At 65.8% G+C, this 26,061-nt stretch carries 23 protein-coding genes and 2 pseudogenes; 19 read left to right on the top strand and 6 right to left on the bottom strand.

What is annotated here, in order from left to right; all coding sequences use genetic code 11:
• Positions 1–20 precede the first annotated feature (20 nt).
• From AC0QTQ_RS10370 to AC0QTQ_RS10355, 4 genes are all read right to left on the bottom strand, one after another.
• On the bottom strand, positions 21–1,403 hold the full coding sequence (locus AC0QTQ_RS10370; protein ID WP_480256503.1) for an FAD/NAD(P)-binding protein: 1,383 nt from the start codon (positions 1,401–1,403) through the stop codon (positions 21–23).
• Positions 1,403–1,555: a hypothetical protein gene (locus AC0QTQ_RS10365; RefSeq protein WP_480256502.1), complete on the bottom strand. Its 153-nt coding sequence runs from the start codon at positions 1,553–1,555 to the stop codon at positions 1,403–1,405. Before AC0QTQ_RS10365 ends, AC0QTQ_RS10370 begins: the two co-directional genes overlap by 1 nt.
• Positions 1,556–1,675: 120 nt before the next feature.
• A complete protein-coding gene (locus tag AC0QTQ_RS10360; RefSeq protein ID WP_480256501.1) occupies positions 1,676–2,257 on the bottom strand; it encodes an RBBP9/YdeN family alpha/beta hydrolase in 582 nt (193 codons plus the stop codon).
• Positions 2,258–2,365: 108 nt separating this feature from the next.
• A complete protein-coding gene (locus AC0QTQ_RS10355; RefSeq protein ID WP_121534962.1) occupies positions 2,366–2,845 on the bottom strand; it encodes an Lrp/AsnC family transcriptional regulator in 480 nt (159 codons plus the stop codon).
• 428 nt (positions 2,846–3,273) lie between these two features.
• Between AC0QTQ_RS10355 and AC0QTQ_RS10350 the strand changes: the two genes are divergently transcribed.
• The 10 genes from AC0QTQ_RS10350 (at position 3,274) to AC0QTQ_RS10305 (ending at position 14,274) form a co-directional block, all read left to right on the top strand.
• Positions 3,274–3,540: a spike base protein, RCAP_Rcc01079 family gene (locus AC0QTQ_RS10350; protein WP_480256500.1), complete on the top strand. Its 267-nt coding sequence runs from the start codon at positions 3,274–3,276 to the stop codon at positions 3,538–3,540.
• A gap of 716 nt (positions 3,541–4,256) precedes the next feature.
• Complete coding sequence (locus AC0QTQ_RS10345; protein ID WP_480256499.1) at positions 4,257–5,258, top strand: NAD-dependent epimerase/dehydratase family protein; 1,002 nt, start codon at positions 4,257–4,259, stop codon at positions 5,256–5,258.
• 43 nt (positions 5,259–5,301) lie between these two features.
• Positions 5,302–6,507 carry a glycosyltransferase family 4 protein gene (locus AC0QTQ_RS10340; RefSeq protein WP_480256498.1) on the top strand — a complete coding sequence of 402 codons (1,206 nt, stop codon included), beginning with the start codon at positions 5,302–5,304 and terminating at the stop codon, positions 6,505–6,507.
• 19 nt (positions 6,508–6,526) lie between these two features.
• Positions 6,527–7,645, top strand: a complete 1,119-nt coding sequence (gene gmd / locus AC0QTQ_RS10335; RefSeq protein ID WP_480256497.1) for a GDP-mannose 4,6-dehydratase — start codon at positions 6,527–6,529, stop codon at positions 7,643–7,645.
• A 130-nt stretch (positions 7,646–7,775) separates the two neighbouring features.
• Positions 7,776–8,324, top strand: a complete 549-nt coding sequence (locus AC0QTQ_RS10330) for an acyltransferase (RefSeq protein WP_480256496.1) — start codon at positions 7,776–7,778, stop codon at positions 8,322–8,324.
• Positions 8,325–8,364: 40 nt separating this feature from the next.
• Positions 8,365–9,300: a GDP-L-fucose synthase gene (gene fcl / locus AC0QTQ_RS10325; RefSeq protein ID WP_480256495.1), complete on the top strand. Its 936-nt coding sequence runs from the start codon at positions 8,365–8,367 to the stop codon at positions 9,298–9,300.
• Positions 9,301–9,431: 131 nt separating this feature from the next.
• Complete coding sequence (locus AC0QTQ_RS10320; protein ID WP_480256494.1) at positions 9,432–10,175, top strand: hypothetical protein; 744 nt, start codon at positions 9,432–9,434, stop codon at positions 10,173–10,175.
• A gap of 284 nt (positions 10,176–10,459) precedes the next feature.
• On the top strand, positions 10,460–11,824 hold the full coding sequence (locus AC0QTQ_RS10315; protein WP_480256493.1) for a polysaccharide biosynthesis protein: 1,365 nt from the start codon (positions 10,460–10,462) through the stop codon (positions 11,822–11,824).
• Positions 11,825–11,933: 109 nt separating this feature from the next.
• Positions 11,934–13,070: a glycosyltransferase gene (locus AC0QTQ_RS10310; RefSeq protein WP_480256492.1), complete on the top strand. Its 1,137-nt coding sequence runs from the start codon at positions 11,934–11,936 to the stop codon at positions 13,068–13,070.
• A gap of 4 nt (positions 13,071–13,074) precedes the next feature.
• Complete coding sequence (locus AC0QTQ_RS10305) at positions 13,075–14,274, top strand: glycosyltransferase (protein WP_480256491.1); 1,200 nt, start codon at positions 13,075–13,077, stop codon at positions 14,272–14,274.
• 10 nt (positions 14,275–14,284) lie between these two features.
• Here AC0QTQ_RS10305 and AC0QTQ_RS10300 read toward each other — a convergent pair whose 3' ends face one another.
• Positions 14,285–16,192 carry an acyltransferase family protein gene (locus tag AC0QTQ_RS10300; RefSeq protein WP_480256490.1) on the bottom strand — a complete coding sequence of 636 codons (1,908 nt, stop codon included), beginning with the start codon at positions 16,190–16,192 and terminating at the stop codon, positions 14,285–14,287.
• Positions 16,189–17,484 carry a hypothetical protein gene (locus tag AC0QTQ_RS10295; protein ID WP_480256489.1) on the bottom strand — a complete coding sequence of 432 codons (1,296 nt, stop codon included), beginning with the start codon at positions 17,482–17,484 and terminating at the stop codon, positions 16,189–16,191. Before AC0QTQ_RS10295 ends, AC0QTQ_RS10300 begins: the two co-directional genes overlap by 4 nt.
• An 80-nt stretch (positions 17,485–17,564) precedes the next feature.
• Between AC0QTQ_RS10295 and AC0QTQ_RS10290 the strand changes: the two genes are divergently transcribed.
• From AC0QTQ_RS10290 to AC0QTQ_RS10250, 9 genes and pseudogenes are all read left to right on the top strand, one after another.
• Positions 17,565–18,509 (top strand): hypothetical protein, encoded by a 945-nt coding sequence (locus AC0QTQ_RS10290; RefSeq protein ID WP_480256488.1) that lies wholly within the window; start codon positions 17,565–17,567, stop codon positions 18,507–18,509.
• Between the two features lie 43 nt (positions 18,510–18,552).
• The gene (locus AC0QTQ_RS10285; RefSeq protein ID WP_480256487.1) at positions 18,553–18,798 is read left to right on the top strand and encodes a hypothetical protein; all 246 of its coding nucleotides are present in this window, start codon (positions 18,553–18,555) and stop codon (positions 18,796–18,798) included.
• Between the two features lie 485 nt (positions 18,799–19,283).
• Complete coding sequence (locus tag AC0QTQ_RS10280) at positions 19,284–19,979, top strand: MOSC domain-containing protein (protein WP_480256486.1); 696 nt, start codon at positions 19,284–19,286, stop codon at positions 19,977–19,979.
• The gene (pdxY, locus tag AC0QTQ_RS10275) at positions 19,976–20,824 is read left to right on the top strand and encodes a pyridoxal kinase (RefSeq protein WP_480256485.1); all 849 of its coding nucleotides are present in this window, start codon (positions 19,976–19,978) and stop codon (positions 20,822–20,824) included. Before AC0QTQ_RS10280 ends, pdxY begins: the two co-directional genes overlap by 4 nt.
• A gap of 877 nt (positions 20,825–21,701) precedes the next feature.
• The gene (locus AC0QTQ_RS10270; protein WP_480256484.1) at positions 21,702–21,944 is read left to right on the top strand and encodes a hypothetical protein; all 243 of its coding nucleotides are present in this window, start codon (positions 21,702–21,704) and stop codon (positions 21,942–21,944) included.
• Positions 21,937–22,535, top strand: a pseudogene (locus AC0QTQ_RS10265) (antitoxin of toxin-antitoxin stability system). The gene AC0QTQ_RS10270 and the pseudogene AC0QTQ_RS10265 overlap by 8 nt, the downstream one beginning before the upstream one ends.
• 60 nt (positions 22,536–22,595) lie before the next feature.
• Positions 22,596–23,828: pseudogene (locus tag AC0QTQ_RS10260) on the top strand (IS3 family transposase).
• Between the two features lie 202 nt (positions 23,829–24,030).
• Complete coding sequence (locus tag AC0QTQ_RS10255) at positions 24,031–24,408, top strand: single-stranded DNA-binding protein (protein ID WP_480256483.1); 378 nt, start codon at positions 24,031–24,033, stop codon at positions 24,406–24,408.
• 421 nt (positions 24,409–24,829) lie between these two features.
• A complete protein-coding gene (locus tag AC0QTQ_RS10250) occupies positions 24,830–26,059 on the top strand; it encodes an efflux RND transporter periplasmic adaptor subunit (RefSeq protein WP_480256482.1) in 1,230 nt (409 codons plus the stop codon).
• The last annotated feature ends 2 nt before the right edge of the window (positions 26,060–26,061 follow it).

Raw genomic sequence — 26,061 nt, 5'->3', positions numbered from 1 at the left:
CGGGCGGCGTCGGGAGAAGCTCACTCCCCCGCGGCCAGCGCGGTTTCTGACGGCGTGCAGCAGGCCCGCGCGAGGGCACTGGTCTGTTCACGGATGTCGGGGATCGCAGTGATCTCCCACAGTGCGCCGCGCGCGGCCGGACCGATGGCGAAGACCCGTTCCGACACCGTGCCCTGCGTGTCGATCACCCGCGCCGCGGTCGTCGTGTCGAGCCCGAGGCCGAGCGGATCGAGCCGCGCCGCGCCGCGCGCCAGAAGGTCGCGGATCACCGGGGCCGCGTGCCGGGCCGGGTCGCGCCGGATGCCGCGGCAGTCGATCACGTGGTCGGCGATCAGCCGATCCGGGCTGTCGCCCCGCCGCGGCGCGATCGCCAGGACGATCCGCCGGTCCGGTTGCTCGGTCGCCGCGACGAAGCTGCCGCGCAGGATCCGCAGTTGGCCGCTGGCAGTGGCGCGGAAGATGCGTTCGGCCGAGGCGGGCGGCATGCGGTGGCGGTGCACCTCCCACCAGGAGGCGGCATGGCGCAGGAAGCGCGCGCGCTCGGCCTGCGGCCAGCTCTGCCAGATCTGCGCGACCCGGGGCCGGATGGCATCGACCGCATCGCGCCAGCTTCCGCCCTGCGCCTCGGCCAGGCGCACGAGGCCGCGCAACCAGTGCAGCGTCTGGCTGACCGGGGCGCCGAGGGGGATCTGCGGAGGGAAACAGGGGGAGGAGGGCGTCGTGGCATGCGCTTGCGGCAGCAGGCCGCGTCGCGACAGGCAATAGATCGGGCCGCGGTGTCCGCCGCGCAGGAGCGTGGCGACATGGTCGACCATGCTCAGCCCGGTGCCGATGATCGCCACGGTCGCCATCGGATCATCGGGCGGGGTGAAATCCCACGCTCCGCGCAGCGGACGGGGCGGGGCCGCGGGCACCGCATGCCCCGTCGCCAGAATGGCGCAATCCGCCCGCAGGACGTGGCCATCTTCAAGCGTGGCGCTGACGCCCTCGGCGGTCTCGCTCAGTCGCAGGCATTCGGCCTGCACCGAGGTCAGCCGCCGCGCGTCGGGTCCGCGGCGCCAGGGGGCAAGCAGGCTTTCGAGGTAGCGGCCATAGGTGCCGCGATCGACGAAATCCGCACCCGAGACCCGCCGCCCCTCGGTCTGCAGCCAGCGCTCGAAATCGGCGGGCGCGTCGGGAAAGGCGCTCATCTGCGCCACCCGCGTGTTCAGCAGATGGTCGGGATCGTCGGTGTCATAGGCGATGCCGCGGCCGGGCCGCCCGGCGCGCTCGAGGAGCGTGACCTCGATCTGCACATCGGCCCGGCGCAGCAGCTGCGCCGCCATCAGAACGCCGCTCGCCCCGCCGCCGATCACCAGGATCTGCGGCCGCCCGAACATGCCGGAGCCCGCCCCGCCGTCCATCACGCGGCCCCGGCGAAACAGGCAAGCGCGAGCAGCGCGGCTGCGACCGCCATCGCCAGCGCGGCGTGCATCGGCGCCGAGAGGCGGGCCTCCTGCGGCTCGCCTTGGGTGAAGAGGAGAAGTCCCGGATCATGGGCACAACAGAAATACATGCGAAAACTCCTTCTGGCTGGATCACCACTTCATGCCGAGGGCAAAAAGCCCGAGGTAGCACAGGACGAAGACGACGGTCCGCGGCGAGGGGCGCGGCGTGAAACGCGAGGCTGGCGAGATCATCGGCGGGCCTCCTGCGCGGCGAGGACCGGGGCGCGCTGCGCCGGCGGCAGACGGCCGAGCGGCGGCCAGAGCATGTCGCGCAGGGCCTTGCCCTCGGCCCAGGGGCCATGACCGGACTCGACGTTGATATGCCCGGCATCACCCATGTCGACGAACTCGGCGCCCCAGCTGCGGGCGAGGGCGCGGGCCTGGGTCTGCTCCATCCACGGATCGTTGCGGCTGGCCGCGACCAGCACCTTGGTGCCGAGAGGATGCTGCGCGACGGTGCCGAAATGCGCGATGCGCGCGCATCTCGACGGATCGGCGGGGGCAACGAGCAGCGCACCGGCAACCTTCACCTGCGGCCAGCTGGACAGCAGGTTGGCGATGGCGATGGCGCCGAGCGAATGGCCGACCAGAACCGCGCCGGGGTGGATCAGCGTCGCCGCCGCGATCTCGGTGAACCAGGCCTCGGGCATCGGCGCGGACCACGAGTGCTGCTCGACGATCATCGCCGTCGGATCGGTGGCCGCCCACCAGTGCTGCCAATGCGGGGCAGGGGAGCCGTCAAGGCCCGGAACGAGAAGCGTTCTGATCATTTCGGATCTCCTTTCCCATAAAGACTACCAAGTTAATCGTGTATTGCGATTCCAAACTTCTGCCGGTTTCGAGAAGGATCTTCTCCCGCCGGAAGCGGCGACGAAGGCTCAGGGGGTCACGGTGTCGATCGGCAGCGCCGTCGTCGACTGCACGGTCTCCATCGCGAATTTCGAGGTCACGTTCCGGCACGGCAGGGCGCGGGTGAACTCCAGATAGAAGCGGTCGTAATCGGCCATGCTCGGCACGATCACCTTGAGCTGGTAGTCGATGTCGCCGGCCATCCGGTAGACCTCGACGATCGCGTCGAATTTCGGGATCGTGTCGCGAAACCGGCTGCGCCATTCGGGGCTGTGGTCCGAGGCCTCGATCTCGACGAAGACGGTGAGGCCGAGGCCGATCTTCTCGGGATCGACGAGGGCCACGCGGCCGGTGATGATCCCGGCCGCCTCGAGCTTCTGCACGCGCTTCCAGCAGGGCGTCTGGGACAGGCCGACGCGTTCGCCAAGCTGCGCGACGGGCAATGTGGTGTCGCGCATCAACTGGTCGAGGATCTTCCGGTCGATCCGGTCGAGGGGGAAATCACGCATCGTGCCCCCCCTTCCGTCCGCGCCGGGAAAGCGGGGACCGGCCTTGGCGGGGCGCGGTCCGCGGGTGGGGGCCATCGTCGAGGGGACGCTGTCTGGACATCTTCGATACTCCGCCGGTTTCAAGGGGACGCCGAGGTCTTGCGGCGCCGGAAGGGAAGGCTGCGTCAGGCCGGAACGAGCCCGGAAGACCGGGCCGGTCCGGCCCCCTCCGCCTGCCCATGAAATTACGACAATCTTTGTCGTGTTTGCAATGGAATAATCACGTCAAAAATGGTCGTGATTATGGGGAAATATTCCCCCGGGGTGAGCTTGCCCGCGACGGGGCGGCCGCAGCGGCCGGCGGGCGTGCGCTGCCACAACTCCCCCGAAACCGAAACGACTTAAGACCGCTTCCGGATCACCCGATCCGAGCCACAGAGGAGTTTCCCATGTCGACCCCCTTCAAGAACCGCGCCATGCCGCTTTCCGGACCGGCGCTCGACCTCGTGCCGGTCACGCCGAGCGACACCACCGATCTCGCGGTGACGGGTATTGCCTTCTATGCCAGCGCCGGCGGCAATGTCGCCCTTGTCACCGCCTCGGGGAAGACCCGCACCGTCCCTGTCACCGCCTACATGATCGTGCCGCTCGGCGTGTCCCGGATCCTGGCGACCGGCACCACGGCCTCGGGCCTCCATGTCTTCGCGCTTGAATGAAGATGCAGCCAGCGCATCTCGCCGACCGGGGTTTCCTGCCCCTTCGGGCGGCAGATGATGCGCTGGTTCCTCGGGGCCGTGGTAAGGTGCGGCGATGACGGGACGCCGCACCTCATCCCATGCCCCGCGATCGGACGAGATAAATCGTCATCCGCCCCGTCTTTCGACGCGCAGAGCCAAAGCCGGACGTCTTCTGTTGCAAGGGATTATTTCCTCTCCCGAGCAGGTGGCGGAAAATCGCGGCAAAATGAATGCACTTTTATTATGAATATTTTTCATTCGTATGTCGATTGCGCGAAAGCATATGTTTTCAGCGTGATTTGCGTGCAAATTATGCGAATTGATTGATGCTCGATCCGATCCGGGAGCGATGCGATTGACGCTCCTGCACCCGTAGCCTAGCATGAGCCTCATAGACAAAGTTATCGTGTTCGATGTTGAGTATTGTGCTGCGGGGCGATGAATCCCGGCAGTGTCCGAGGCGAAATTTCTGTACTGAAATTGGAGAATGAAATCGAAGATCAGCCAACGTGGCCAGGCCCACGCGGCGATTTGCTCAGACTACCGTCTCCTCAGAGGGGTTCCGCGGTTTTCTGAAGCCGTGATTGGTTCATGCGCATTTCCGCGGGATTTTGTCGCTCACGCTCCGAAGCGCCAAATCATTCAGGCAATTTGAGGTTCTATATTTCGATGACTATCCGCCTTGTGGAAATGAGATGAACGCCACCACGACCTCCCGTATTCCGGGGAATCCGGTGGACGAGCTGACCGTCGTGTTCGGAGGCTCCGGGTTCATCGGAACGCACCTGCTGCAGCGGCTGCGCGCCGACGGATTTCATCGCATCATCAGCTATGACATCCGGGAGCCGGAGCGCCCGGTTTCCGGCGTCGAGTATCGGCGCGCGGATGTGCGGCACCTGTCCGGAGTTGATCTTGGCCAGTCCGTGTCCCGGATCTTCAATCTCGCCGCGGTTCATACCACCCCGGGGCATCAGCCCTGGGAGTATTATGACACCAATGTGCGCGGCGCCCTGGAAATCGCGTCCTTTGCACGACGTCACCGGAGCCGCAGGATCGTCTTCACCAGCTCGATTTCGGTTTACGGACCGGGAGAGGAGCCGCGCAACGAGGACAGCGCGCTGTCGCCGGTATCCGACTACGGGCGTTCGAAGGCGATGGCCGAGATCATCCATCGCGACTGGCTGCGCGACGAGGCGGACCGTCACCTCGTGATCGTGCGTCCCGCCGTGGTTTTCGGGCTGGGCGAGGGCGGCAACTTCACCCGTCTGGCGCGGATGCTGAAGAAGGGGGTTTTCCTCTATCCGGGGCGTCGGGACACAATCAAGTCCTGCATCTACGTCGGGGATCTGCTGTCGTGGATGCTGCATGCCGCGGCAGTGGAGGAGCCTCTGGTGCTGTTGAACGGGGCGTTTTCCAATCGCTACACGATCGAGGAGATCGTGGACACCTTCCGCGAGGTCGCCTTTCCGCAGGCGCGCACCTTCATGGTGCCGGCGGCGGCCCTCAAATCGGCCGCGGCGCTGCTGCGGCCGATGTCGGCGGCGGGCCTTGGCATCCATCCGGACCGGATCGAAAAGCTGATGGTCTCGACCAACATCCTGCCGGGCTGGGCGGAACGCGCGGGGATGCCGACGGCGGACCGGCTCGAGGGCGGGCTGCGCGACTGGCTGGCGCAAGGCGGGGGGGAATTCCTGTGATGACGTCACCTGTTTCCGGCCGGTCCAGGCCATGGACTTCCTCATGACGCGAATCCTGTATCTCTCCCCCTATTTCTGGCCTGAGGAAATCGGCTCGGCCCCCTATTGCAGCGAACTGGCATTTCATCTTGCCGCGCAGGGCCATGAGGTGCGCACGGTCGCCTTCCGCCCGCACTATCCCGATATCGCGCCCTTTGCGGCCTGGGCGGAGGGGCAGCGCGATCACGAGACCCACGAGGGCGTCGCGATCGAACGGGTCGCCGTCTCGGCGCGCGGATCGGGCGGCTTCAGGGAACGCATTCGCAACGATCTGCGGTTTTTGCGCTACATGATCAGCGCCGGGCTGCGGCAGAAGTTTCGCGGCACAGAGACGATCGTCGCCTATGTGCCAAGTGTGCTGACGCTCTATGGGGCGAAGATCGTCCGGCTGTTCACCGGCGCGAAGATCATCGCCGTGGTGCACGATATCGAAAGCGGGCTGGCCAGCTCGCTGGGCATCACCCGGGGCGGGATGATGCCACGCCTCCTGCGCCTGATCGAACGGATCGGTCTCAATTTCTCGCAGACCGTCATTGTCCTGACCGACGGCATGGCCAGGGAGTTGCGCGACATCGGCTGCCGGCGCCCGATCGAGGTGCTGTCGATCTGGGGGAGCGTCGGGCCGGAAACCCCGATCGATCCGGGCGCGCCGAAGGTGATCACCTATTCCGGGAATTTCGGCAAGAAACAGAATATCGACCAGTTGCTTCCGCTGATGGAGCGGCTTTCCCGCTCCGCGGTCAAGGTCGACATCGTGTTGCGCGGCAACGGGTCCGAACGGGACAGGATCGCGCAGGAGGTGGCGGCGCGCGGGATCGGGAACGTCGCCTTCCTGCCACTCGTGCCCGCGGCGGACCTGACGGCGACGCTGCAGGCGGCAAATATCCATCTCGTGCCGCAGGCGATGAATGTCGCCAATTATGCGCTGCCGTCGAAGCTGTTTTCGATCATGGCGGCGGGGCGGCCCTTCGTGTGCATCGCCCAGGCGGACAGCCCGCTGGACGATCTTGCGGCGAAATCCGGGGCGGGGCTTTGCGTGTCTCCGGGCGATGACGAGCGGTTATATGAAGACGTCACCTCCCTGCTGGAAGATCCGGCCCGGCAATGGGCGATGGGGCAGGCGGGCCGGGCGTTCATTCGCCAGCACATGAACCGGGCACAGATTTTCTCCGAATATGAAAAATTGATCATGGACAGCCGGGCAAACTAACCGGACAGGAGTGCACATCATGAAGAAGGCATTGATCACGGGGGTCACCGGGCAGGATGGCTCGTACCTGGCCGAGTTTCTGCTTGCCAAGGGATATGAGGTGCATGGCATCAAGCGCCGCGCCTCGCTGTTCAATACCCAGCGGGTCGACCATATCTATGAGGATGCCCATTCGGGCCATGCCCGCTTCAAGCTGCATTACGGCGATCTGTCCGACAGTTCGAACCTCACCCGGCTGCTGCGCGACATCGAGCCCGACGAGGTCTACAACCTCGGGGCGCAGAGCCACGTGGCGGTGAGCTTCGAGGCGCCCGAATACACCGCCGATGTCGATGCCATCGGCACGCTGCGCCTGCTCGAGGCGATCCGCTTTCTCGGGCTGGAGCAGAAGACCCGCTTCTACCAGGCCTCGACCTCGGAGCTGTTCGGTCTGGTGCAGGAAATCCCGCAGCGCGAGACCACGCCCTTCTATCCGCGCAGCCCCTATGCGGTGGCGAAGATGTACGCCTACTGGATCACGGTGAACTACCGCGAGGCCTATGGCATCTACGCCTGCAACGGCATCCTGTTCAACCACGAGAGCCCGCGCCGTGGCGAGACCTTCGTCACCCGCAAGATCACCCGCGGGCTTGCCAATATCGCGATGGGGCTCGAACCCTGTCTTTACATGGGCAACATCGACTCGCTGCGCGACTGGGGCCACGCGAAGGATTACGTCCGCATGCAGTGGATGATGCTGCAGCAGGAGGCGCCGGAAGATTTCGTCATCGCGACCGGGGTGCAATATTCGGTGCGCGAATTCATCACCTGGACGGCGCGGGAGCTGGGCCTGACGCTGGAGTTCAGCGGCACCGGCGTCGACGAGATCGCCACGGTGGCTGCGATCGAGCGCGACATGGCCCCGGCGCTGAAGCCGGGCGATGTGGTGATGCGGATCGACCCGCGGTATTTCCGCCCCGCCGAGGTCGAGACGCTGCTGGGCGATCCGTCGAAGGCGAAACAGAAACTGGGCTGGGGACCCGAGATCACGGCACAGGAAATGTGCGCCGAGATGGTGAGCGAGGATCTCAAGGCCGCACGCCGCAACGCATTGCTGCGCGCGCACGGGCTGGAATTGCCGGTGAGTGTGGAGGGGTGACGGTGACCGTTCGGCGCGCAATGGGGCAGCCCCACGGACGCGGGATCCGCGGCATGGCACATGTCATCGACGAGCGGATCGGCCTGCGCCGAAGCCTCGCTTTGTCGCGCGGGCCACGGAGGCGAGCCGCGTGAGGGCCGTGTGTCGGCGCCATCTCTATGGATTGCAGCTGCTTGCGCTGGCCCTGGTCGGGCATCTGCCCTCGCAGCGCCTGCGGCGGCTTCTCTATCGGCGCGTGTTCGGCATGAAGCTCGCGCCGGGCGCGGTGATCTATGGCGGCGCACATCTGCGCAGGCCGAAGGGGATCGAGATCGGCAGCGGGACGTCGGTCGGGCATCGCTGCGAGCTCGACGGGCGTGCCGGGCTGCGGATCGGCCGGAACGTCAATATCTCCTCCGAGGCGATGATCTGGACGGCAGAGCATGACTTCCGCGACCCACAGTTCACCGCCGTGTTCGAGCCGGTCGAGATCGGTGACTGGGTCTGGATCGGACCGCGGGTCATCGTCCTGCCGGGGGTTCGCGTGGCGGAAGGCTGCGTCGTGGCGGGCGGTGCGGTGGTGACCCGGTCGACGGCGCCCTGGGGGGTCTATGCGGGCATGCCGGCGCGCCGGATCGCCGAAAGGCCGAAGCAGCAGCAGAGGTATTGCCCGGGCAAGGACTACGTTCCTTTCATTTGAGATGCGGCCCCGGGGACGACAGGCAGGGAGATGACAGGCCATGGGATATGAACTGAGCGGCAAGCGGGTCTGGGTGGCCGGACACCGCGGCATGGTCGGCGGCGCGGTGGTGCGCCGCCTAGCCAGCGAGGGGTGCGAGGTCATCACCGCCGGGCGTGACGTGCTCGACCTGATCGATCAGGCGGCGGTTCACGCCTGGATGGCCCGGACCCGCCCCGATGCGATCGTCATGGCCGCCGCCAAGGTTGGCGGCATTCTTGCCAACAACACCCGTCCGGTCGATTTCCTCTACGACAACCTGATGATCGAGGCGAACATCATCCATGCCGCGCATGCCGCGGATGTGGAGCGCTTCCTGTTCCTCGGCTCCTCCTGCATCTATCCGAAGATGGCCCCGCAGCCGATCCTCGAGGACAGCCTGCTCACCGGGCCGCTCGAGCCCACCAACGAATGGTATGCGATCGCCAAGATCGCCGGCATCAAGCTCACGCAGGCCTATCGCAGGCAATACGGGCGCGACTGGATCTCGGCGATGCCGACCAACCTTTACGGGCCGGGCGACAATTACGACCTGAATTCCAGCCATGTGCTGCCGGCGCTTCTGCGCAAGTTCCACGAGGCCAAGCAGAGCGGCGCGCCCGAGGTCGTCGTCTGGGGCTCGGGCACGCCGTTGCGGGAGTTCCTCCATGCGGACGATCTGGCCGATGCGCTCGTGTTCCTGCTCAAGGGCTATTCGGGCTACGAGCATGTGAATGTCGGCTCGGGGGTCGAGGTCTCGATCCGGGAGCTGGCCGAGACCATTGCCCGTGTCGTCGGCTACAAGGCGGCGCTGGTCTTCGACAGCACGAAGCCCGACGGCACGCCGCGCAAGCTGATGGACAGCTCGCGGCTGCATGCGATGGGATGGAACCGCGTGCGCAGCCTGGAGGACGGGATCGCCTCGACCTACGAGACCTTCCTGCGCGACCATGCCTGACGCGGCATGCACCCGAAGAGCCGCGTCTCGCAACGTCGGTGCGGGGCGCGAGGTCGCGATTGAAGAATAGAAAAGGGCAATCCAAAATGTTGATTATCTGCAATGGCATGCCGCGATCTGGATCCACCTTCGTGTATAATCTCGTGCGCCTTTATCTTGAGCAGAGCGTGGGCGTGAAGAGCCTGGGGTTTTGGAAAGCCGAAGGCTTTGAGACGGGGCGCGCCGAGGTTGAGGCGGCAGCTCTGCGCGAGGAAACCTTTCTTCTGAAGACGCACGACCCATTCGATCCGAATGTCCTGTCCTGCCCCGAAAGGGTCATGGAGATATACACGATCCGGGACCTGCGTCAGATCGCTGAATCAATGATCCGGGTTTGGGGATTTTCCGAGGATCAGGTGATGAGTGCGATCTCCGATCATATCAAGACAGCGGAATTTTCTGAGCACGGATCGCAAACCGTTGTTCTGCGCTACGAGGATGTCGAGGATCGAATTCCAGTCATTTTCAAGAGAGTCTCGGAATTTCTTGAAGTCTCCTATCGACCCGACATCGCACAGCTGGCGGTCATGGAAGCGGGCAGGCTCGGGGACAAGAACCGGGAGGCCTTCATGTCCGGCATCAAGATCAGGATTTCAATCGCCGTGCAAAGTCTCAGCAGGAGTTTCCACGCCGGGAGACTTTTGCGGCGTTTTCTTCCGGAACGGGTTGTCCAAGATCTGAAGCATCGACTGATGTTCGTCGACAAGAAGACGATGCTTCATCCGGGTCATGTGCGGCCTCAAGGTGATCCCATGGACGCGCCTTTGGTCAGATCGAATATCGAGCTCCTCTATGGCGACTGGCTGCTTGCTCACGGCTACATGTCGGCAAAATAGGTGCAGGATGTCACACTCTCCTCCTGGCATTGCAAACACCCCTGCCGGGAGCGTCGCCCATCGTCCGTTTGCGGCCGGCATTCTGCGCAAAAGCGGCATCCTGGCGAAAGCGCCGTGGATTTCTCGCGCCGGATTACGGCCTTCCGTCGCATTGTGCTGATTGGCTTCAGAATGGCATGTTTCGGTGAGGTCGCCCCCTGATGACGGATCATTTCTCGGCAACGCAGCGCAACATCCGACGCTCGCGTGTCGTGATCATGGCGGCGTTCTTGCTGAATGCCGGGATGAACTTTCTGCTCCTCGGGGTGTTTTCCCGGCTGGGGGGGCTGCAGCTGGTGGGGCAATGGGCGAGCGTCAACGCGACCCTGATGACGGTCCTGATCTTCGACATGGGGGTGACCAATGCGCTGACCTACCGGATCGGGAAGGAGACCGTCGCCGCGGCGCTGCCGCTGCTGCGCCGCCTGCTGGCTCTCGCGGCGCTCGCCATCGGTCTGGTCGCGCTCGCCAGTGTGGCAAGCTATCCGCTGGCCGGGGCAGAGGGAGCGGCGATCGGGGTCACGGTGCTGGCCGGTCTGCTGCAGCTTTGCGCGAACTGGACGATCTCGATCCGGCTCGGGCAGCATGAACAATACTGGTTCAACGTCAAATCCATCCTGCGCGTGATCGTGCAAAGCGTGCTTGCCCTCGCGTTCTATTTTCTGCTGCCGCTCGCGCCGATCCTGTCCTTCGCTTTCGCCCAGGCCTGCGCCGCGTTGGCCGATTTCCTTTTCGCCCGCGCGCTGACCGCAAAGGACCGGGTGCGGGTGGCGCCGGCTCCGATCGCGGATCTGCGCGATCTGGTGCGCGGTTTCGGCCCTCTGGCGATGGTGCAAAACGCGCTGCAGCCGCTGTTTCAGATGAGCATTGTCGGCCTGGCAGGCGCAACGGCGCTCGGCAATTTCACCCTGGCCTCGCGCCTGCCCATGGTCGTCAGTCAGGCGGTGGGCGAGGCGCTGCGCGCGCTGTTGCCGGGTCTTGCCGGACTTGCCGCACGCGGCGATGGCACCGCAACGACGCAATTGCTGCGAGACGCGCTGGTCGGTCAGCTCGTCCTGATCGGACCGGGGATGATCGCGCTCGCGGTTCACGCGGGGCTGATCTACCGGTTCTGGCTGGGCACTTCCTCGCCCGAGCTCATTGCTGCATTGCTCTGGCTCGCGCTTGGCACCTTCTTCACCAGCGTCTCGGCGCCGTTCTTCTGGGCCGTGCAGGCCTATGGCAGCGCCGGCAGGCTGTCGCTCCTCGTGGCAGTGCGGATGCCGCTCACCCTCGTCGCGGGGGCGCTCGTCTATCAGGCTCGCGGCCTCGATCTTGGCTATGCCGTGGTGTTCGCGCTCTCGCTGACGATCGGTGCCGCGCAGGTGCTCTGGCTGGCCGAAGCGCGGCATGGGCTGCTGCGCCCGGTGCTCGCGGCGCTGCGATGGGGGCGCATCACGCTGTTTCTTCTTGGCGTGCTGGCGCTCAATCTGGCGATGTCTGCTGGCGTCGCAAGGCTGCATGTGGCGGCGGCCCTCACCGCGGTCGGCGTGCTGAACCTTCTGGCGATCGGCGGCGGCATATTGGGGATGCGCAAAGGGCGGATCTTCCCCGGTGTGAAGGGGGGCTGACGGCAATGACCTTTCGCGACAGCGCGCGGATGCCGGCGCCGATGTTCACGGACATTCTGGAAACGAGGAAGGTTCGCTCTTGAGATGCAGTGGAAACGGGAGGTGAGACGTGACCCGCCTGACCTATTTTGAACCCCTCACCGCCGGGCATTGCGCCTTCTGGGCCGGGATCGTCCTGCAGGCGGCGGCCCGGGATCCGCGGGTGGAGCACCTGCGGCTCGTCGCGGGGGCCGAGCTTGCCGCGCGGCTGGCGCCGGTGACCGCGGCGCATGGCATCCGTGTCGAGATCCTGCCGCAGGACGAGCTGGCGCAGCTTTCCGGCGGCGGGTTGCTTCGGCGGGGAAGGGCGCAATGGAGCAAGGCGCGCGCCTTGCTCGCGGCCGAGGGGGGACAGCTGTTCCTGCCCTTCTTCGACCACGCGCTTTACGGCGCCATTCTCGACCGGCGCCCGGTGAACGGGCAGGTGTCCGGGATCATCTTCCGGCCGCCGAATGGCTGGAACCTTCCGGCCACGGCGCGCAGCCGACTTGACGCCGTCCGCCGCTGGACAAGCTATGCGGCGGCCCGGCGTCCGGCGCTGCGCGCGCTTTTCACCCTCGACGAATGGGCCAGCGCACAGCCGATCGCACGGCGTCTCGGCCTGCTCCGCTTCTCCCCCGATCCGGCGCCCGATCTGTCGCTTCTGGCCGCGGCCGGGCCGCCCGGGCGGGGAAGCCGCCGGGTCGCGCTGCTGTTCGGGGCGCTCACCCGGCGCAAGGGGATCTTTCGCCTGCTGGAGGCCGTCGCGCATCTTGCCCCCGAGACGCGCGCCGCCCTGGAAATCCGCTTTGTCGGCCGGCTTGACGCGGAGGATCGCGCGGCGTTCCTGACCGCGCTGAGCGAGACCCGCGCCGCCTTTCCGGAGAGCCTGCTGACCCTCGTCGACCGCTATGTGCCGGATCAGGAACTGGCGTGCGAAATCGCCGGCTGCGACGTGGTCCTCGCGCCCTATCAGAACCATGTCGGCTCGTCGGGTGTGGCCTATTGGTCGGCCGCGGCGGGCAAGCCGCTGATCACCCAGAACACCGGCTTCATCGGCTGGCAGGCCGAGGCGCACGGGCTCGGCATCGCGATCGACGCGACCGATGCGCGCGCGCTTGCCCGGGCCCTGTCGGCCCCCGTCGCTGCCCCGGCCACGGCGCAGGCCTTTCTTGCCGAGCACAGGCCCGAGACCTTCGCCCGGGCCATTCTCAATGGAGTGACATGAACGCATGCGAGTCCTGTTCGTCACGCGCACCTACCCCTATCCCCCGAACGCCGGGGATCTGAAATTCAACGCCGGGCTCATCGAGGCCTTGTCGGAGACAGACGGGACGGCGCTGCATGTCTTCTGCGGGGGCGGTGTGCCGGAGGTTCCGAAGGCCTTGCTGCGCGTGACCTGGTCCGGACCGCGCGCCCGTCCGGGGCGCCTTGCGGATCTGCGCAGTCTTCTTGGCGGCCTGCCGCGCGCCGCGGAGCGCGCCATGCCGCGTGTCGCGCGCCAGCAGTTGCGGCGGCTGATCAAGAGCGAGGCGTTCGATGCCATCGTGCTCAGCGAAAGCTGCGTCGCGCCGGCGGCACCCTTGCTCACGGGGAAGGCGGGGGCCGTGATCTATGTGTCGCATAACGTCGATATCGACATCCGTCCCGCCATTGCGCGCAAGGTCGAGAACCCGCTATTGCGACTGCTCCAGTTACGCGATGCCCGGAAATACCGGCGGATGGAGATGGACCTTCTGGGACGGGTCGATGGCGTCACGGCCATCACCCGCGAAGATGCGGAGCGTTACGCCAGCCTTGCGCCGAATGTTCCCTGTCTTCTGGTCCAACCCGGCTATAGTGGAACGCCATCCGAGCCGGTCCCATTCGCGCAGACCGCACCGCTTGCCGTGGTTGTGGGCTCGTTCGAATGGAATGCAAAGCTGCACAATCTGCGGTCGATCCTCGCGGCCTACGAACGGCATCTTTCTGGCGCCGAATCCGCGCCGCCGCGGCTTCGCATCGCCGGACGGATCGGGGCGAAAGCGCTTGAAATGTTGCGTCTTTCTCATCGTTCCGTCGAATTCACCGGGGAATTCGACACCTTGTCGGAGGTGACGGCCGACGCGCGGGTGGCGCTGGTTCTCGAGGATCTCGGGGGCGGTTTCAAGTTGAAGATCCTCGACTATGTCTTTTCGCGTCTCCCCATCGTCGCATTGGCCCCGGCGATGGCCGGGATCGATTTCGAGCCGGGGCAGGACTATCTGGCGGTCGGCTCGGCGGACGAGGCATTTGACGTCGTGGCGCAGGTGATCGATGACGAGACCCGTCTTCGACGGATGTCGGACAGGGCTTTGATGAAGGCTGCAGATCAGTTCGATTGGCGTGATCGCGCCCGGAGCCTGATCGCTTTTGCGGAGCGTTTGAAAACCGGGTCAGGCGACGGCGTCTGAACCACCGGACCTATTTCGGGGGCGCCGCCGCGTCGAGGGCCGCGTCGAACAGCGGCGCAAATCTGGGCAGGGCCGCGCGCGCGACGTGGTTGTCATCGGCGAAGATCGAGCCCGCCGCGTCGATGAAGGTGCAGCTCCGGCCGGCGCATTGCACCGTGTCGGGCCGGATCACGCCGAATCCCGAGGCTTCGAGGCGCTGCACGGCCAGCGCGAAGCGATCCTCCCAGACGGCGCGGTCCTGCTGCCACGGCGCGGTTTGCGGCAGGCCATAGGCGGCTTCGCGACTGGCGATCGAGGCGATGTCGGCACCGGGAACGGCAAGCGGGCCGACCAGCAGGACCTTGGCGCCGTTGCCCGCGAGCTCCCGGGCGAGGCTCACCGTGGCATCGGCCTGGGCGGGCTCGTCCGGCGCGGCCACCGGCGTGCCCTCGGCGTCGTAAAGCGTTTCCGTGGGCCAGCTCTGCGCCACGATGAACAGCCTGACGGCGGGCAGGCGTCTGACCGCATCGAGGTTTTTGCGTGCCATCTGCAGGCAGCCGGGGCCGATGTTGAGCGTGGTGGTGGGCAGGCAGCCATTGAGCGGCACCAGGACGGCGGAAACGCCATGCGCCTCGGCCCAGTCCCGGACCAGCGGCGCATACATCTGGGCGTGGGAATTGCCGAGCAGCACGATTTCGGCGCCGTCGATCCCGCGGGCGTCGAGCGTCAGGTCGCAGGCGCGGGAGGCTCCGAAGGAAAACAGTCGCGTCACCTCGCAGCGGTAATGGGTTCCGACGGCGGCATTGATGCGCGCGGCCTCCGCGCTCAGGCGTCCGGACAATCCGCCGCTTTGCAGAAGGCCGAGCCCGACCACCGTCACCGCAAGGGCGCCGGAGAGGACGGACCAGCCCACGATCGGAAACGGGGTCGTGCGACGCCGGAACGGGGTTTCGACGTAGCGCCAGCTGAGCCAGCCGGCGACGACCGAGGCGAGACCGATGGCCGCGAGTTCCAGCGGCGACGGCGGGCGCACCAGCCGGTAGCTGGCCAGGACGATCAGCGGCCAGTGCCAGAGGTAGAGGGAATAGGAAATCTTGCCGAAGAAGGCGAAGGGGCCAGAGGCCAGAAGTCGGCCCGTAAGGTCGGTCGCGGACATCCCTTTCCACAGCACGAGACCGGTTCCGAGCACCGCAAGAGTGCCGGCGGGAAGGCCTCCGAGACGCGGCATGGGGACCACCAGCGCGACGAGGATCATTGCCAGCCCGGCCCAGGCCCAGAGCGGCGATCCGGGGCGGTGACGGGTCATCGCGAAGGCCGAGCCCAGACCGAGTTCCCAGGCACGGGTGGGCAGCAGATAGAAGGCCGGACTCGCCCCGCCGGCTCCGTTGAGGAACCAGTTCGAACAGAACGAGAGCAGGACGAGAAGCCAGATCATCCGCGTGGCCTGTCGCGGCATGAACCGCAGCAGCAGCAGAAGAAGAAGCGGGACGACGATGTAGAACTGCTCCTCGACCCCGAGCGACCAGAGGTTGAGCAGCGGCTTGTCCTCGGCGGCACGGGCGAAATAATCGGTGTCGCGCCAGAAGTAGATGTTCGGCACGAAGACAAGGCTGGCGAGCAGACTCCTGGCATAGCCGATGAGATCCGTCGGCAGCAGGATCACGCTCGAGGCGGCGCTGACGATCAGCAGGAACACCATCAGGGCAGGCAGGATCCGACGGATCCGGCGCTTGTAGAAGGTGAGGATCGAGAACGCGCCGTCGTGCATCTCGGCCCAGATGATCCCGGTGAGCAGGTAACCGGAAATGACGAAGAACACGTCGACGCCGAGATAGCCGTTCGGCACGAGCGGCCGGGAGAGATGGAACAGGGTGACGGAGAGCACGGCGATCGCGCGCAGACCGTCGATGTCCGAGCGGTATTGGGAGCGTGCAGTCATGTGGCTGACCCGAGACGCGGCAAGGGCTGAGGCATGGCGCCGGTCAGGGGCCTGGACCGGTGTGTCGGGGCGCGGGCGCAGGTTTCGAAGGGGCGCGCGGTGGCCAGCAGGAACAGGGGGGCGAGGTGAAGGGGCGTATTGATGGCGCCCTGAAAGAAGCCGTAGCCGATCCAGAACGCCCAGAAGGCCAGCCTGTCTCCGCCGAATGTCCGGGGCAGGGAGGCGGTCGCCGCAAGCCAGCCAAGGCCGCCCAGCCAGCCGAAGCTGAGCAGGATCCCGATCTGGGAAAACCCGTACTGGGAGCCGACCTTGGCGAGGTTCTGGCTGACGAAGCCCACATAGGGGCCCGCGGCGGTTGCGGCGCGGGTGACCTGCTCGAGACTGTCATCCGCCCCGAGGCCATAACCGAAGAGCGGCCGGTGCAGGGTCGCCTCGCGCAGCATGTATATCGGCCGAACGATGCGCAGATAGGCGCTTGGGTCCAGCGCGCCGCCGAAGAGCCCAAGCCGCGTGCGGGCCGCTTCGAACAGGAAATAGACGGTTCCCGCCGACATCAGCGCCAGCAGCAAGAGCATCGGTGGCGAGCCGAACACCCGGCGGATCCCGCGATCGCGCAAGATCAGCAGCGCAGGCACCACAATCGCAAGCAGGATGACGGGGCTGGCGACGACGGCAAAACCGACGGCGCCTGCAAGCATGTGCTTGACGCGTCGGTTCGTATTCGCGGCCGAGACGATCAGAAACACCGCCAGCATCTTGCCGAGGTGCGAGGGTTCCGAGGTGAACAGCATCGGCCGGATGAAGCCGGCACTGCTCAGGTCCCGCGCTTCGCCTTCGTATAGGAGGCCCGTCGGGTAGATGGATGCCCTCACCGCGTCGCTGAGGGGCCGCAGGGGGCCGAGAACCTCGAGCGCCGCGCCGATGATGAGAAGCAGGGACAGGCGCCAGAACCAGATCGAGACCTTCTGCGGCCCGAAGCGACGGGCGGCCGCCGCAAGCCCTGTCGCCGAGACGAGGCTGAGCACCAGAAGCCCGAGCGACATGATCTGACCGCTGTCGAAAATGCCGCCCAGAAGAGTGCCCAAAACGGACACGAGCCCGACAAAAGACATCAGTGCCGCGGGAACAAAGAGAAGGGGCCGCGCGACCAGTGCCGGCAAGGCGAGCAAAATCCCCGCCAGAATGAAAACCGAATAAGGAAAACCGAGAGAGAACTGCAGATAAAACCCGATGATGGTCAGGAAAAAGATCACATGCTTGAATAAAGAACCCAATGCCTTGCTGAAATTCACGGAAAGTCCCTTTCACTGGTTCGTCCCGGATCTGTCGCTCAGAAGGCTAGCATGCTGCAACTGCAAGACGAAAGGACAGAATGCGCCGACCCCCGCGCACGCAGGAAAAAACCGGTATTAACGAGTTCTTGCCAGTCTTCGTCCGGCAGATCGGGCCCCTTGGTTTGGAGACGTGGGGCAGGGCGGTCGCGACCGCTTTCTTGCGCCGGAAAAACCTCTCGGCGCGATATCCCATCATCAGAAGGAAAACCGGCATGCTCGGCAACAGTTTCTCCCTCACCGCCCTCGCCGTAAACCAGCGCCGGGCGGCGTCACCCGCCGCGGCCGGGGCTGCCGCCTGGTATGACCCCTCCGACCGTTCGACCCTGTTTCAGGATGCGGCGATGACGATTCCGGTCACGGCAGACGGAAACCCGGTCGGTGCCATTCTCGACAGGAGCGGGAATGGCCATCGCTTCCTTCAGGCGACGGCGGCGAAAAAGCCGGTCTACCGCACCGACGGGATCTTGCACTGGATCGAGAGCGACGGTGTCGACGACATCATGATCGGCACGCACCGTTTCGGTCTTGCGACAAATCCGGCGCTGACGGTCACCGCTGGGCTGCGCTTCGAGACGATGAACGCGGGGATCGTGATGGCGATCGGGGATGAGGCAACCTACGGAATGCTGAACCCCGGGATTGGGGTGAATGGCATGAGCTGGCGCCATGGCAACGGCGCCAGCGCCTTCGGCGACATCGCCTCGGGCGCCGATGCGGTGCTGTCCTGGCACCGCGCCCAGAATGCCGCCTATCAGGAAGAGAAATTCGCGCGCAACGGCGTCGAGATGCCGCTGATCGCGATCGCCGGCGGAACGCTCGTTCCGACCAACACGGGCGCCAAGACGGCACTGTTCGGTCAGGATGCGGCGGCCGCCGGGGTGAAATGCCGACTCTATGCGCTGGTGGTGCTCGCCTCGGACGACGCGACGAAACGGGCCATCGCCGAGGCCTGGGTCGCCGCCAGATCCGGCGTGGCGCCGTGACGCGGCGCGACCGCCCATCCGCAATCCGGAGAAAGGAACCGAGATGACCGCATTCATCGTGACCAGGGCCGCGCTCGCGGCCGCGACAGCGCTCGCTGGCGAGCAGTTCACCGTGCCGCTTTCGCCCGATGGCCTGGAGCCCATCACGCATTGGGGCTGCAACTGGGTGAATTGTCCGCACGCCGTGGCCGATGCGCTCGCGGCCCTCGCGGGCTGCGTCGTGGCCACGGAATGGGCGGCTGCGCGCGACAGCGCCGGCCTGCAGGCGCTCCGGCCAGCGCCGGACTGACCCGGAGATCCCCGGGCTGATCCGCGTGTCGGAGGATCTGCGGAACCGTCCCCGGGCTGATCCGCTTGGCCTCGAGATCCGCGGGCTCGACCGCATTCTCCTTCTCGACACCGATATCTCTGTCGCCGGCCCGGCTCGACACCAGGCTGGACGATCTGAAGAAGGTGCCGTCCTTTTCCGGCAAGCCGCGACTGATCCACGAACGGAATTTCCCGCTGCTGCCAGAGGCGCAGCTGGAACGCCTGCTCGGCGGGATGTCGCGTCCGGTCCCCGGTGGTGATCCAGGCAGCCCCCCGGCACCTGCGCCCCAGGGCCGCCTTCCGCCACCGGCGGTCTTTGCGGCGCCGCGTCGTCGACGCCCTGCGCCACAGCGGCGGCCGGATGATTGCCGTGCAGGGGGGGTGGGCCAGTCAGTTTCTTCGACGCGGGCACTTTTGAACGGGCCAGCGATTTGCCAAAGTGGCGCAAAACGTCTGAGGTCCCCGATGATCCCTGTCCCCAATCCCCGGATCACATTGCTGACCGGCCAGGTCGCGCCCCTGCCGGGCAGCGAGGCGCCGAGCGGGATCTGCAAGACGCCGGTGGACCGTCCGCTGACGCTTGGCCCAGAGGGGTTCGAGAGCGACGAACAGGCCGACCGGCGGGTGCATGGCGGGGTCGAGAAGGCGGTGCACCACTATCCGCTCGAGCATTACGCCCGGTGGCGGGCCGAGCTCGGTGATCTGCCGCCGCTCGGCGCGCCCGGCGGCTTCGGCGAGAATCTCTCGACCTCGGGGCTGACCGAAGAGGCCGTGGCCGTGGGCGACATCTTCCGTCTGGGCACGGCGTTGATCCAGGTGTCGCAGGGGCGCCAGCCCTGCTGGAAGCTGAACCGCCGCTTCGATGTGCCCGACATGGCGCGCCGGGTGCAACAGACCGGGCGCACCGGCTGGTATTACCGGGTGCTGCAGCCCGGCACCGTCTCGCCGGGCGACCGGCTGAAGCTGATCGAGCGGGTGGCCCCCGACTGGACATTGCGCCGGCTCTGGCATGCGCTCTATGTGGACCGGATGAACCTCGGCGAACTCGAGGGCATCGCCGCGCTCGGGGTTCTGGCCGAGGGCTGGCGCAAATACGCGGTCCGGCGGCTGGAGAGCCGCCGGGTCGAGGACTGGAGCGCAAGACTGGACGGCACCGCATGACCCCACCCCCCTTCGTGATCTCGATCCAGAGCCAGGTGGTCTTCGGCCATGTCGGCAATTCCGCCGCGCTGTTCCCGATGCAGGCGGCGGGGCTCGAGGTGGCGGCGATCCCCACCGTGGTGTTCTCGAACACCCCCGATTACCCGACCCTGCGCGGCCGTGCGCTGCCGCCCGAGTTCTTCTCGGACCTGCTGCAGGGGGCGCGCGAACGCGGGCTGCCGGAACGGGCGGATTACATCGTCACGGGCTATATCGGCTCGCTCGACGTGGCCGAGATGGTGGCGGATTTCGTCGCCGAGGCGAAGGCCGCGAACCCGCGCCTGCGCTATCTGTGCGACCCGGTGATGGGCGACGAGGGGCCGGGTCTCTATGTCCCCGAGGCCATCGCCGACGTGATGCGCGACCGGCTCTTGCCGATGGCCGATCTCGCCACGCCGAACCCGTTCGAGCTCGCCTGGCTGATCGGGCGGGAGATCCATGCGCTGACCGATCTTCAGGCAGCGCGCGAGGCGCTGCGCATCGCCCCCGCGGCGCATCTGATCGCCACCGGTTGCGTGCTTGACGATACCCCCGACGGCCAGCTCGAAACCGTTCGGCTCGGCCCCGACGACATCAGCCGCCATCCGATCCGGCGCCTGCCCATCGCGCTTTCGGGCACCGGCGATCTTTTCGCCGGGCTGGTGGTCGCGGGGATCGGGCGGGGCCTGGCGCTTCCCGATGCCATCGAAACCGCGCAAACCCTCACCACCCGCGCGCTCAGTCATGCGCAGGCGCTCGGCGCGGGAGAGGTGGTTCTGAGCGATCCGGAGTTCCGCCGCGTGCTGCTGACGCTGGGCCCCAGCTGAGCCCGCAGGACATGGACAGCGGCTTTCTCACCGATTCTTCCGCAGACACGGTGAACGCCGGACGGGACGATCGGCGCGCGCCGAATGTCTTGGCCGTGGCAACGCCAGCGTGTTTAGGGTTGCCCCGATCGATCTTGCCCGCACGGGTCCGTGGTCACAGCTCCGCGACGCAGGACGGAGTGACTGATGTGGTGGCCATGGCGCCTGAGCCGGCCCCGCCGGAAGCCCGAAGGACGCTTTGATGGCGTCGCCATTTTCGGCGCTCCATCTGTGCCGTGCGCGGTCGAAACGGGCGAAAGGCGGGTGTCGGGCCGAAACACGAGATGCACAAGCCGCCGCGCAACGAGTTGATGACACTGGAAAACATGACGAAACATCAAGCCGATAGACTGTCCGTTGCGCCGATGATGGACTGGACGGTTTGTTTTCAATTTGCACTGTGCATTCAATTAGCAAGGCAATCTGAATCTGTACCAAGTACCAAATTTATCATTTGGTGCGGGTCGTGACCGAGGCATGCCGTTTGCGCGGCATGGCCTTCAGGACTCGCGCTCATGCCGAGGCCCTTGCCTTGCGTTGCCGCGCCGCTGTGCTGGAAGGCCCGTCTGCTCGATTCCTTCTGGCGCGAAACCTCGGCCCATCTCCTCTGCCTGCCGCAGGCGGCATGAACCTCACCCATTCCACGTCATCTCGCCTGGACCTGCGCCGGGCTTTCTTGTTTCAGGAGGCTGACATGGCCGACTCTTTCACCCACTTCTCCTGCCTGCGGTGCGCTCCACCTCTACTCCGCGCTGTCGGATCATAGTGCCGGGGAAGACCCGCCCGAGAATGGCCTTCAGCTTTCCATCCAGCCGGAGCACAATGGTCGGAACTCTGGATGCATGATGATGGCAGTGGTGATCCCGAGCATATCATAAATTTCGTGCTTCGTTGCGCCAAGGAGTTCCGCCTGACCGGCCTATGGGGGATGCAGAACGCCAATAGCTGCTCACGCCCGAGGATCGACGGGTTCGGCGGCGGGGCGCAGGTCCTCGATCTCGCTACCGACGAGACGGTGGACTGGATCAATACCGATGGCTGGCTTTCCACCGTTCTGGAGGGAGGCAATCCCTATGAGTGAGGTCATCGAGATCACCGTCTATCGCCTCGAGGAGCTTTCTGATGCAGCCAGGGACAAGGCCCGCGCCTGGTATCGCGAGGGTGGCTTCGACGATGACTGGGACAATACCGTCTATGAGGATTTCCAGCGCGTCGCCGAAATCCTCGGGCTGAACCTCAAGACCCGAACCGTCCGGTTGATGGGCGGCGGCACACGGCAGGAACCCTGCATCTGGTTCCGGGGGTTCTGAAGTCAGGGCGATGGTGCCTGCTTCGAAACCTTCTATGCCTACCGCAAGGGCGCGCCGCGCGGGATCAGGGAATACGCGCCGCAGGATACCGAACTGCATCGCATCGCTGATGTTCTTCTGGCGACCCAGCGCCGCAATTTCTATCAGCTTCGCGCCGAGGCCAGCCATCGTGGCCACTATCATCACGAATATTGCATGGCGATCTCAGTCGGGCGTGACAGCCCGAGCTGCCAGACATGACCGCCGATGCGGAGGACACCATGATCGAGGCTCTGCGCGATCTCGCTCGCTGGCTCTACCGCCAGCTCGAGCGCGAATACGACTATCTGTCTTCGGATGACGTCGTCGATGAGACCATCTGACCTGCCACGGGATTTTTCCTCCACCGTCGATTAGAGTCCGGCCCAACCTGAGGACGGACAATGACGCGAACGAGGTTCACGGACGAACAGATCATCGGCATCCTGGCTGAGCACGAGGCAGGCGCAAAGTGCGCGGATCTGTGCCGCAAGCACGGCATGTCGGAAGGCACCTTCTACAACTGGAAGGCCAAGTTCGGTGGCATGACGGTGTCGGAGGCGAAGCGGCTAAAGATGCTTGAGGATGAGAACGCCAAGCTGAAGAAGCTGCTGGCCGAGCAGATGCTGGACTTGGCGGCGATGAAGGAACTGGTTTCAAAAAAGTGGTGACGCCCGCTGTGAAGCGCGAGGCGGTCGCGCACCTGAAGGCTCTTCTCGGGCTCTCGGAACGGCGGGCGTGCCGGATTGCCGGGGCGGATCGCAAGATGGTCCGCTACCAGGCGCAGCGCGCGCCGGACACGGTGCTGCGCGGGCGGTTGCGGGAGCTGGCCAACGAGCGTCGGCGGTTCGGCTATCGGCGCCTCTTCGTGCTGCTACGGCGCGAGGGCGAGCCTTCCGGGATCAACCGGATCTATCGGCTCTACCGCGAGGATGGAGGAGGATCAGAAAACAGTCCGGGGGACTGTTTTCCCGACAACACTGACGGTGCGCAAGCGAAAGGCCCGGCGCAAGGCTATCGGGGCGCGAGCCCCGATCCTGGTCGAGGCGCGGCCCAATGCGCGCTGGTCGCTGGATTTCGTCCATGACCAGTTCGCGGGCGGCCAGCGCTTTCGGGTGCTCAACGTGGTCGACGACGTCACCCGGGAATGCCTCGCGGCGATCCCGGACACCTCGATCTCGGGGCGCCGTGTGGCGCGGGAATTGACCGCTCTGATCGAGCGTCGCGGCAAACCCGGCATGATTGTCAGCGATAATGGGACGGAGCTGACCAGTAACGCCATCCTGCGGTGGTGTTCCGAGCACCGGATCGAGTGGCACTACATCGCGCCGGGCAAACCCATGCAGAACGGTTTCGTCGAAAGCTTCAACGGGCGGATGCGCGACGAGCTGCTCAACGAGACAATGTTTCGCAACCTGGCACATGCGCGCGTCGTGATCGCGGCTTGGGCCGCAGACTACAACACCGAGCGTCCCCATTCGGCATTGGATTACCAAGCCCCGGCTGACTACGCGCGGGCCCTGACCACCGCAATCGCCCGCCCCGCTGCGCGAGATGAAAGCTCCGCGCGTCGGGCGATTGCTCAACCCGCGTCGATCGGCGTAAATACCAACCGGGCTCCGGTCGCGGCTGGATGAAAGACCCGTGGCAGGTCAGCTTCCACCAGCAACCCCCGCGGCTCCCAGCCGTGTTGCCGCGCCGGGCGCGGCTGCCCGCTCCACCTGGGGCCTTGGGGGCGGGCGGGCTGCCGCCAAGGCGGCAGTTGCGGGTGTCTCCCGACGGCCTTGGCCGGGTCTCGTCGGAGGGAAGGTCCCTACGAGGAAGCAACGGAGAAAACCCATGCAGAACATCGTCATCCGCGCTGGCAACATCGGTCAGGCCCCCGAGAGCCGCACCACCCAGGGCGGCACCGGCATCACCCACTTCAGCCTAGTCACCTCGCGCCCGCGCTATGCCGAAGGCCGCGTCATCCGTGATGAAAACGGCTACCGGATCACCTGCTCCAACGGCCTCGGCAAGACGGTCCAGGAGCATTGCGAGAAGGGCATGAAGGTTCTGGTCCGCGGCCGCATCCACGACACGAAGTGGACCGATGCTGCGGGCGTTGACCGCGACGGCTGCGAGATCATCGCCGAGACGGTCGATTTCCTGAGCCGCGCCAAGCAGACCGAGAACGACGAGGGCAAGTGCATCGATGACGATGACGTCCCGTTCTGAGCCGGATACGAAGCCCCGGCGGCGAGAGGCGCCGGGCGCCATCGGAGCGCGTTTCGGAAAAGGCGGGCGACTATCGTCCTGCAGGGCCGTTTTGCGACGAGGAAACGACCTTTCGGTCCATTTCGGCCCTTCAACAGGCCGGAATGTCGAATCTCCGCTTCTCTCGAAGCGGCCTCTCTAGCGTGGTGCAGCATCAGCGCTCAGCGCAACTTCGGAGCATTATATCGATGTTTCATGCTGTCACCGCTCCTCTCCAACTTTCGCGGACCTCGACGGGCGGTCGCACTACATGTGACCTCGGGGCGCTCGCGCCCGGCACCTCTGGCGGGGCGCCGCGGAGGATAGGCCGCGCCCGGTCGTCTCACGACGAGCCGGGCGTGTGGTGCGATCGTCGCCCCGATCCGGTCTCCACAATGCCTCCATGAAACATCGGCGGGATGTCCATCGTGCGGTGCCATTTGTCGGCGGTATGAAACCGATGGGATGCAATATGGCACGCCGCAATATCCTGATCCTCGCATTCCTTGGCCTGATGGCAGGAACGCTTGCCCTGGCCAAGTTGGCCACTCACCCCGATGCGGCTCCGGCGGATGCAATCGGGGAGGAGATGGCCGTTCTGCTGAGCGTCGCGACGGTTCAGCCCGAGCGGATCATCCTCGAGACCGAGCGCTCGGGCCGAGTTGCCGCCTTTCGGCGGGTCGAGATCCGTCCGCAGGTCGGTGGCCTGATCCTGGAGCGGCATGTGGATGAAGGAACCCGAATCCCGGTCGGCGAGGTTTTGTTCCGTATCGATCCGGCTCCGCTGAAGGCTGATCTTGTCATGGCAGAAGCGGCGCTTGCGCGCGCCGAAGCCGTCGAGGCCCATGCGCAGCGCACCGCCGCACGCGCGGAAGGATTGCTTGCCATGAATGCGATCAGCCGGGAAAAGAGCGACACGGCGAACAACGATCTCCTGCTTGCCCGTGCGGGTGTCGCGGAGGCGCGCGCCGTGGTGGAGCGCAAGCGGCTGGATCTCGATTTCGCCACCCTGCGCGCCCCGATCAATGGCTACGTCGCGGCCGGGCTGGCCGATGTTGGCGCGCTTGCCTCACCGGGCAGCGAGAATCCGCTGGCAGTGCTGCAGGATCTTGAGAAGATCTTTGTGGACCTGCGCCTGCCAGCCGAGGATCTGGATGCCATCCTGTTCGCCGCCGAAGACGGGGTGGGGCCGGTGCGGATCTTGCCTGACCGCAACGGGGCAAAGCCGCTGACGGGCAAGCTCAAATCCTCGGACGTGATTGTCGATCCGGGGACGGGATATGTCAGCGTCCGCATCGAGGCCGCAAACCCCGACCTTGCCCTGCTGCCCGGAATGTTCGTGCGCGCAAGACTGCCGTACGGCGTGCTTCCCGATGCGCTGCTGGTGCCCGAGGAAGCGGTGTTGCGGACCGCGAGCGGTGGGGCACAGCTTGTCATCGTCTCGCCAGAGGGCATGGCGATGCGCCGCGACGTGCAGCTGGGCGCACGCGTCGGCAACCGTGTCGTCATCGCCTCGGGCCTGATGCCCGGCGAGACTGTGGCGATCCGTGGGCAGGACCGGGTGCCCGCGGGGAGCGTGACAGCGGTCACCCCCCGTGCCGCAGATGTCCCCTCGTCAAATCCCCACCTCTGAGA

The organism is Paenirhodobacter sp. YD-8, assembly GCF_056590935.1.
Note: the sequence above shows the minus strand (reverse complement) of the source record. Positions and strands in the feature narration are given on the sequence as shown.

Coding starts and splice junctions, on each gene's coding strand:
- AC0QTQ_RS10280 (WP_480256486.1), top strand. CDS start 19,284: ATGATCCCTGTCCCCAATCCCCGGATCACATTGCTGACCGGCCAGGTC.
- AC0QTQ_RS10365 (WP_480256502.1), bottom strand. CDS start 1,555: ATGTATTTCTGTTGTGCCCATGATCCGGGACTTCTCCTCTTCACCCAA.
- AC0QTQ_RS10355 (WP_121534962.1), bottom strand. CDS start 2,845: ATGCGTGATTTCCCCCTCGACCGGATCGACCGGAAGATCCTCGACCAG.
- AC0QTQ_RS10290 (WP_480256488.1), top strand. CDS start 17,565: ATGCGCCGACCCCCGCGCACGCAGGAAAAAACCGGTATTAACGAGTTC.
- AC0QTQ_RS10270 (WP_480256484.1), top strand. CDS start 21,702: ATGCATGATGATGGCAGTGGTGATCCCGAGCATATCATAAATTTCGTG.
- AC0QTQ_RS10340 (WP_480256498.1), top strand. CDS start 5,302: ATGACGCGAATCCTGTATCTCTCCCCCTATTTCTGGCCTGAGGAAATC.
- AC0QTQ_RS10370 (WP_480256503.1), bottom strand. CDS start 1,403: ATGGACGGCGGGGCGGGCTCCGGCATGTTCGGGCGGCCGCAGATCCTG.
- AC0QTQ_RS10250 (WP_480256482.1), top strand. CDS start 24,830: ATGAAACATCGGCGGGATGTCCATCGTGCGGTGCCATTTGTCGGCGGT.
- fcl (WP_480256495.1), top strand. CDS start 8,365: ATGGGATATGAACTGAGCGGCAAGCGGGTCTGGGTGGCCGGACACCGC.
- AC0QTQ_RS10360 (WP_480256501.1), bottom strand. CDS start 2,257: ATGATCAGAACGCTTCTCGTTCCGGGCCTTGACGGCTCCCCTGCCCCG.
- AC0QTQ_RS10300 (WP_480256490.1), bottom strand. CDS start 16,192: ATGACTGCACGCTCCCAATACCGCTCGGACATCGACGGTCTGCGCGCG.
- AC0QTQ_RS10315 (WP_480256493.1), top strand. CDS start 10,460: ATGAACTTTCTGCTCCTCGGGGTGTTTTCCCGGCTGGGGGGGCTGCAG.
- AC0QTQ_RS10255 (WP_480256483.1), top strand. CDS start 24,031: ATGCAGAACATCGTCATCCGCGCTGGCAACATCGGTCAGGCCCCCGAG.
- pdxY (WP_480256485.1), top strand. CDS start 19,976: ATGACCCCACCCCCCTTCGTGATCTCGATCCAGAGCCAGGTGGTCTTC.
- AC0QTQ_RS10350 (WP_480256500.1), top strand. CDS start 3,274: ATGTCGACCCCCTTCAAGAACCGCGCCATGCCGCTTTCCGGACCGGCG.
- AC0QTQ_RS10305 (WP_480256491.1), top strand. CDS start 13,075: ATGCGAGTCCTGTTCGTCACGCGCACCTACCCCTATCCCCCGAACGCC.
- AC0QTQ_RS10285 (WP_480256487.1), top strand. CDS start 18,553: ATGACCGCATTCATCGTGACCAGGGCCGCGCTCGCGGCCGCGACAGCG.
- gmd (WP_480256497.1), top strand. CDS start 6,527: ATGAAGAAGGCATTGATCACGGGGGTCACCGGGCAGGATGGCTCGTAC.
- AC0QTQ_RS10345 (WP_480256499.1), top strand. CDS start 4,257: ATGAACGCCACCACGACCTCCCGTATTCCGGGGAATCCGGTGGACGAG.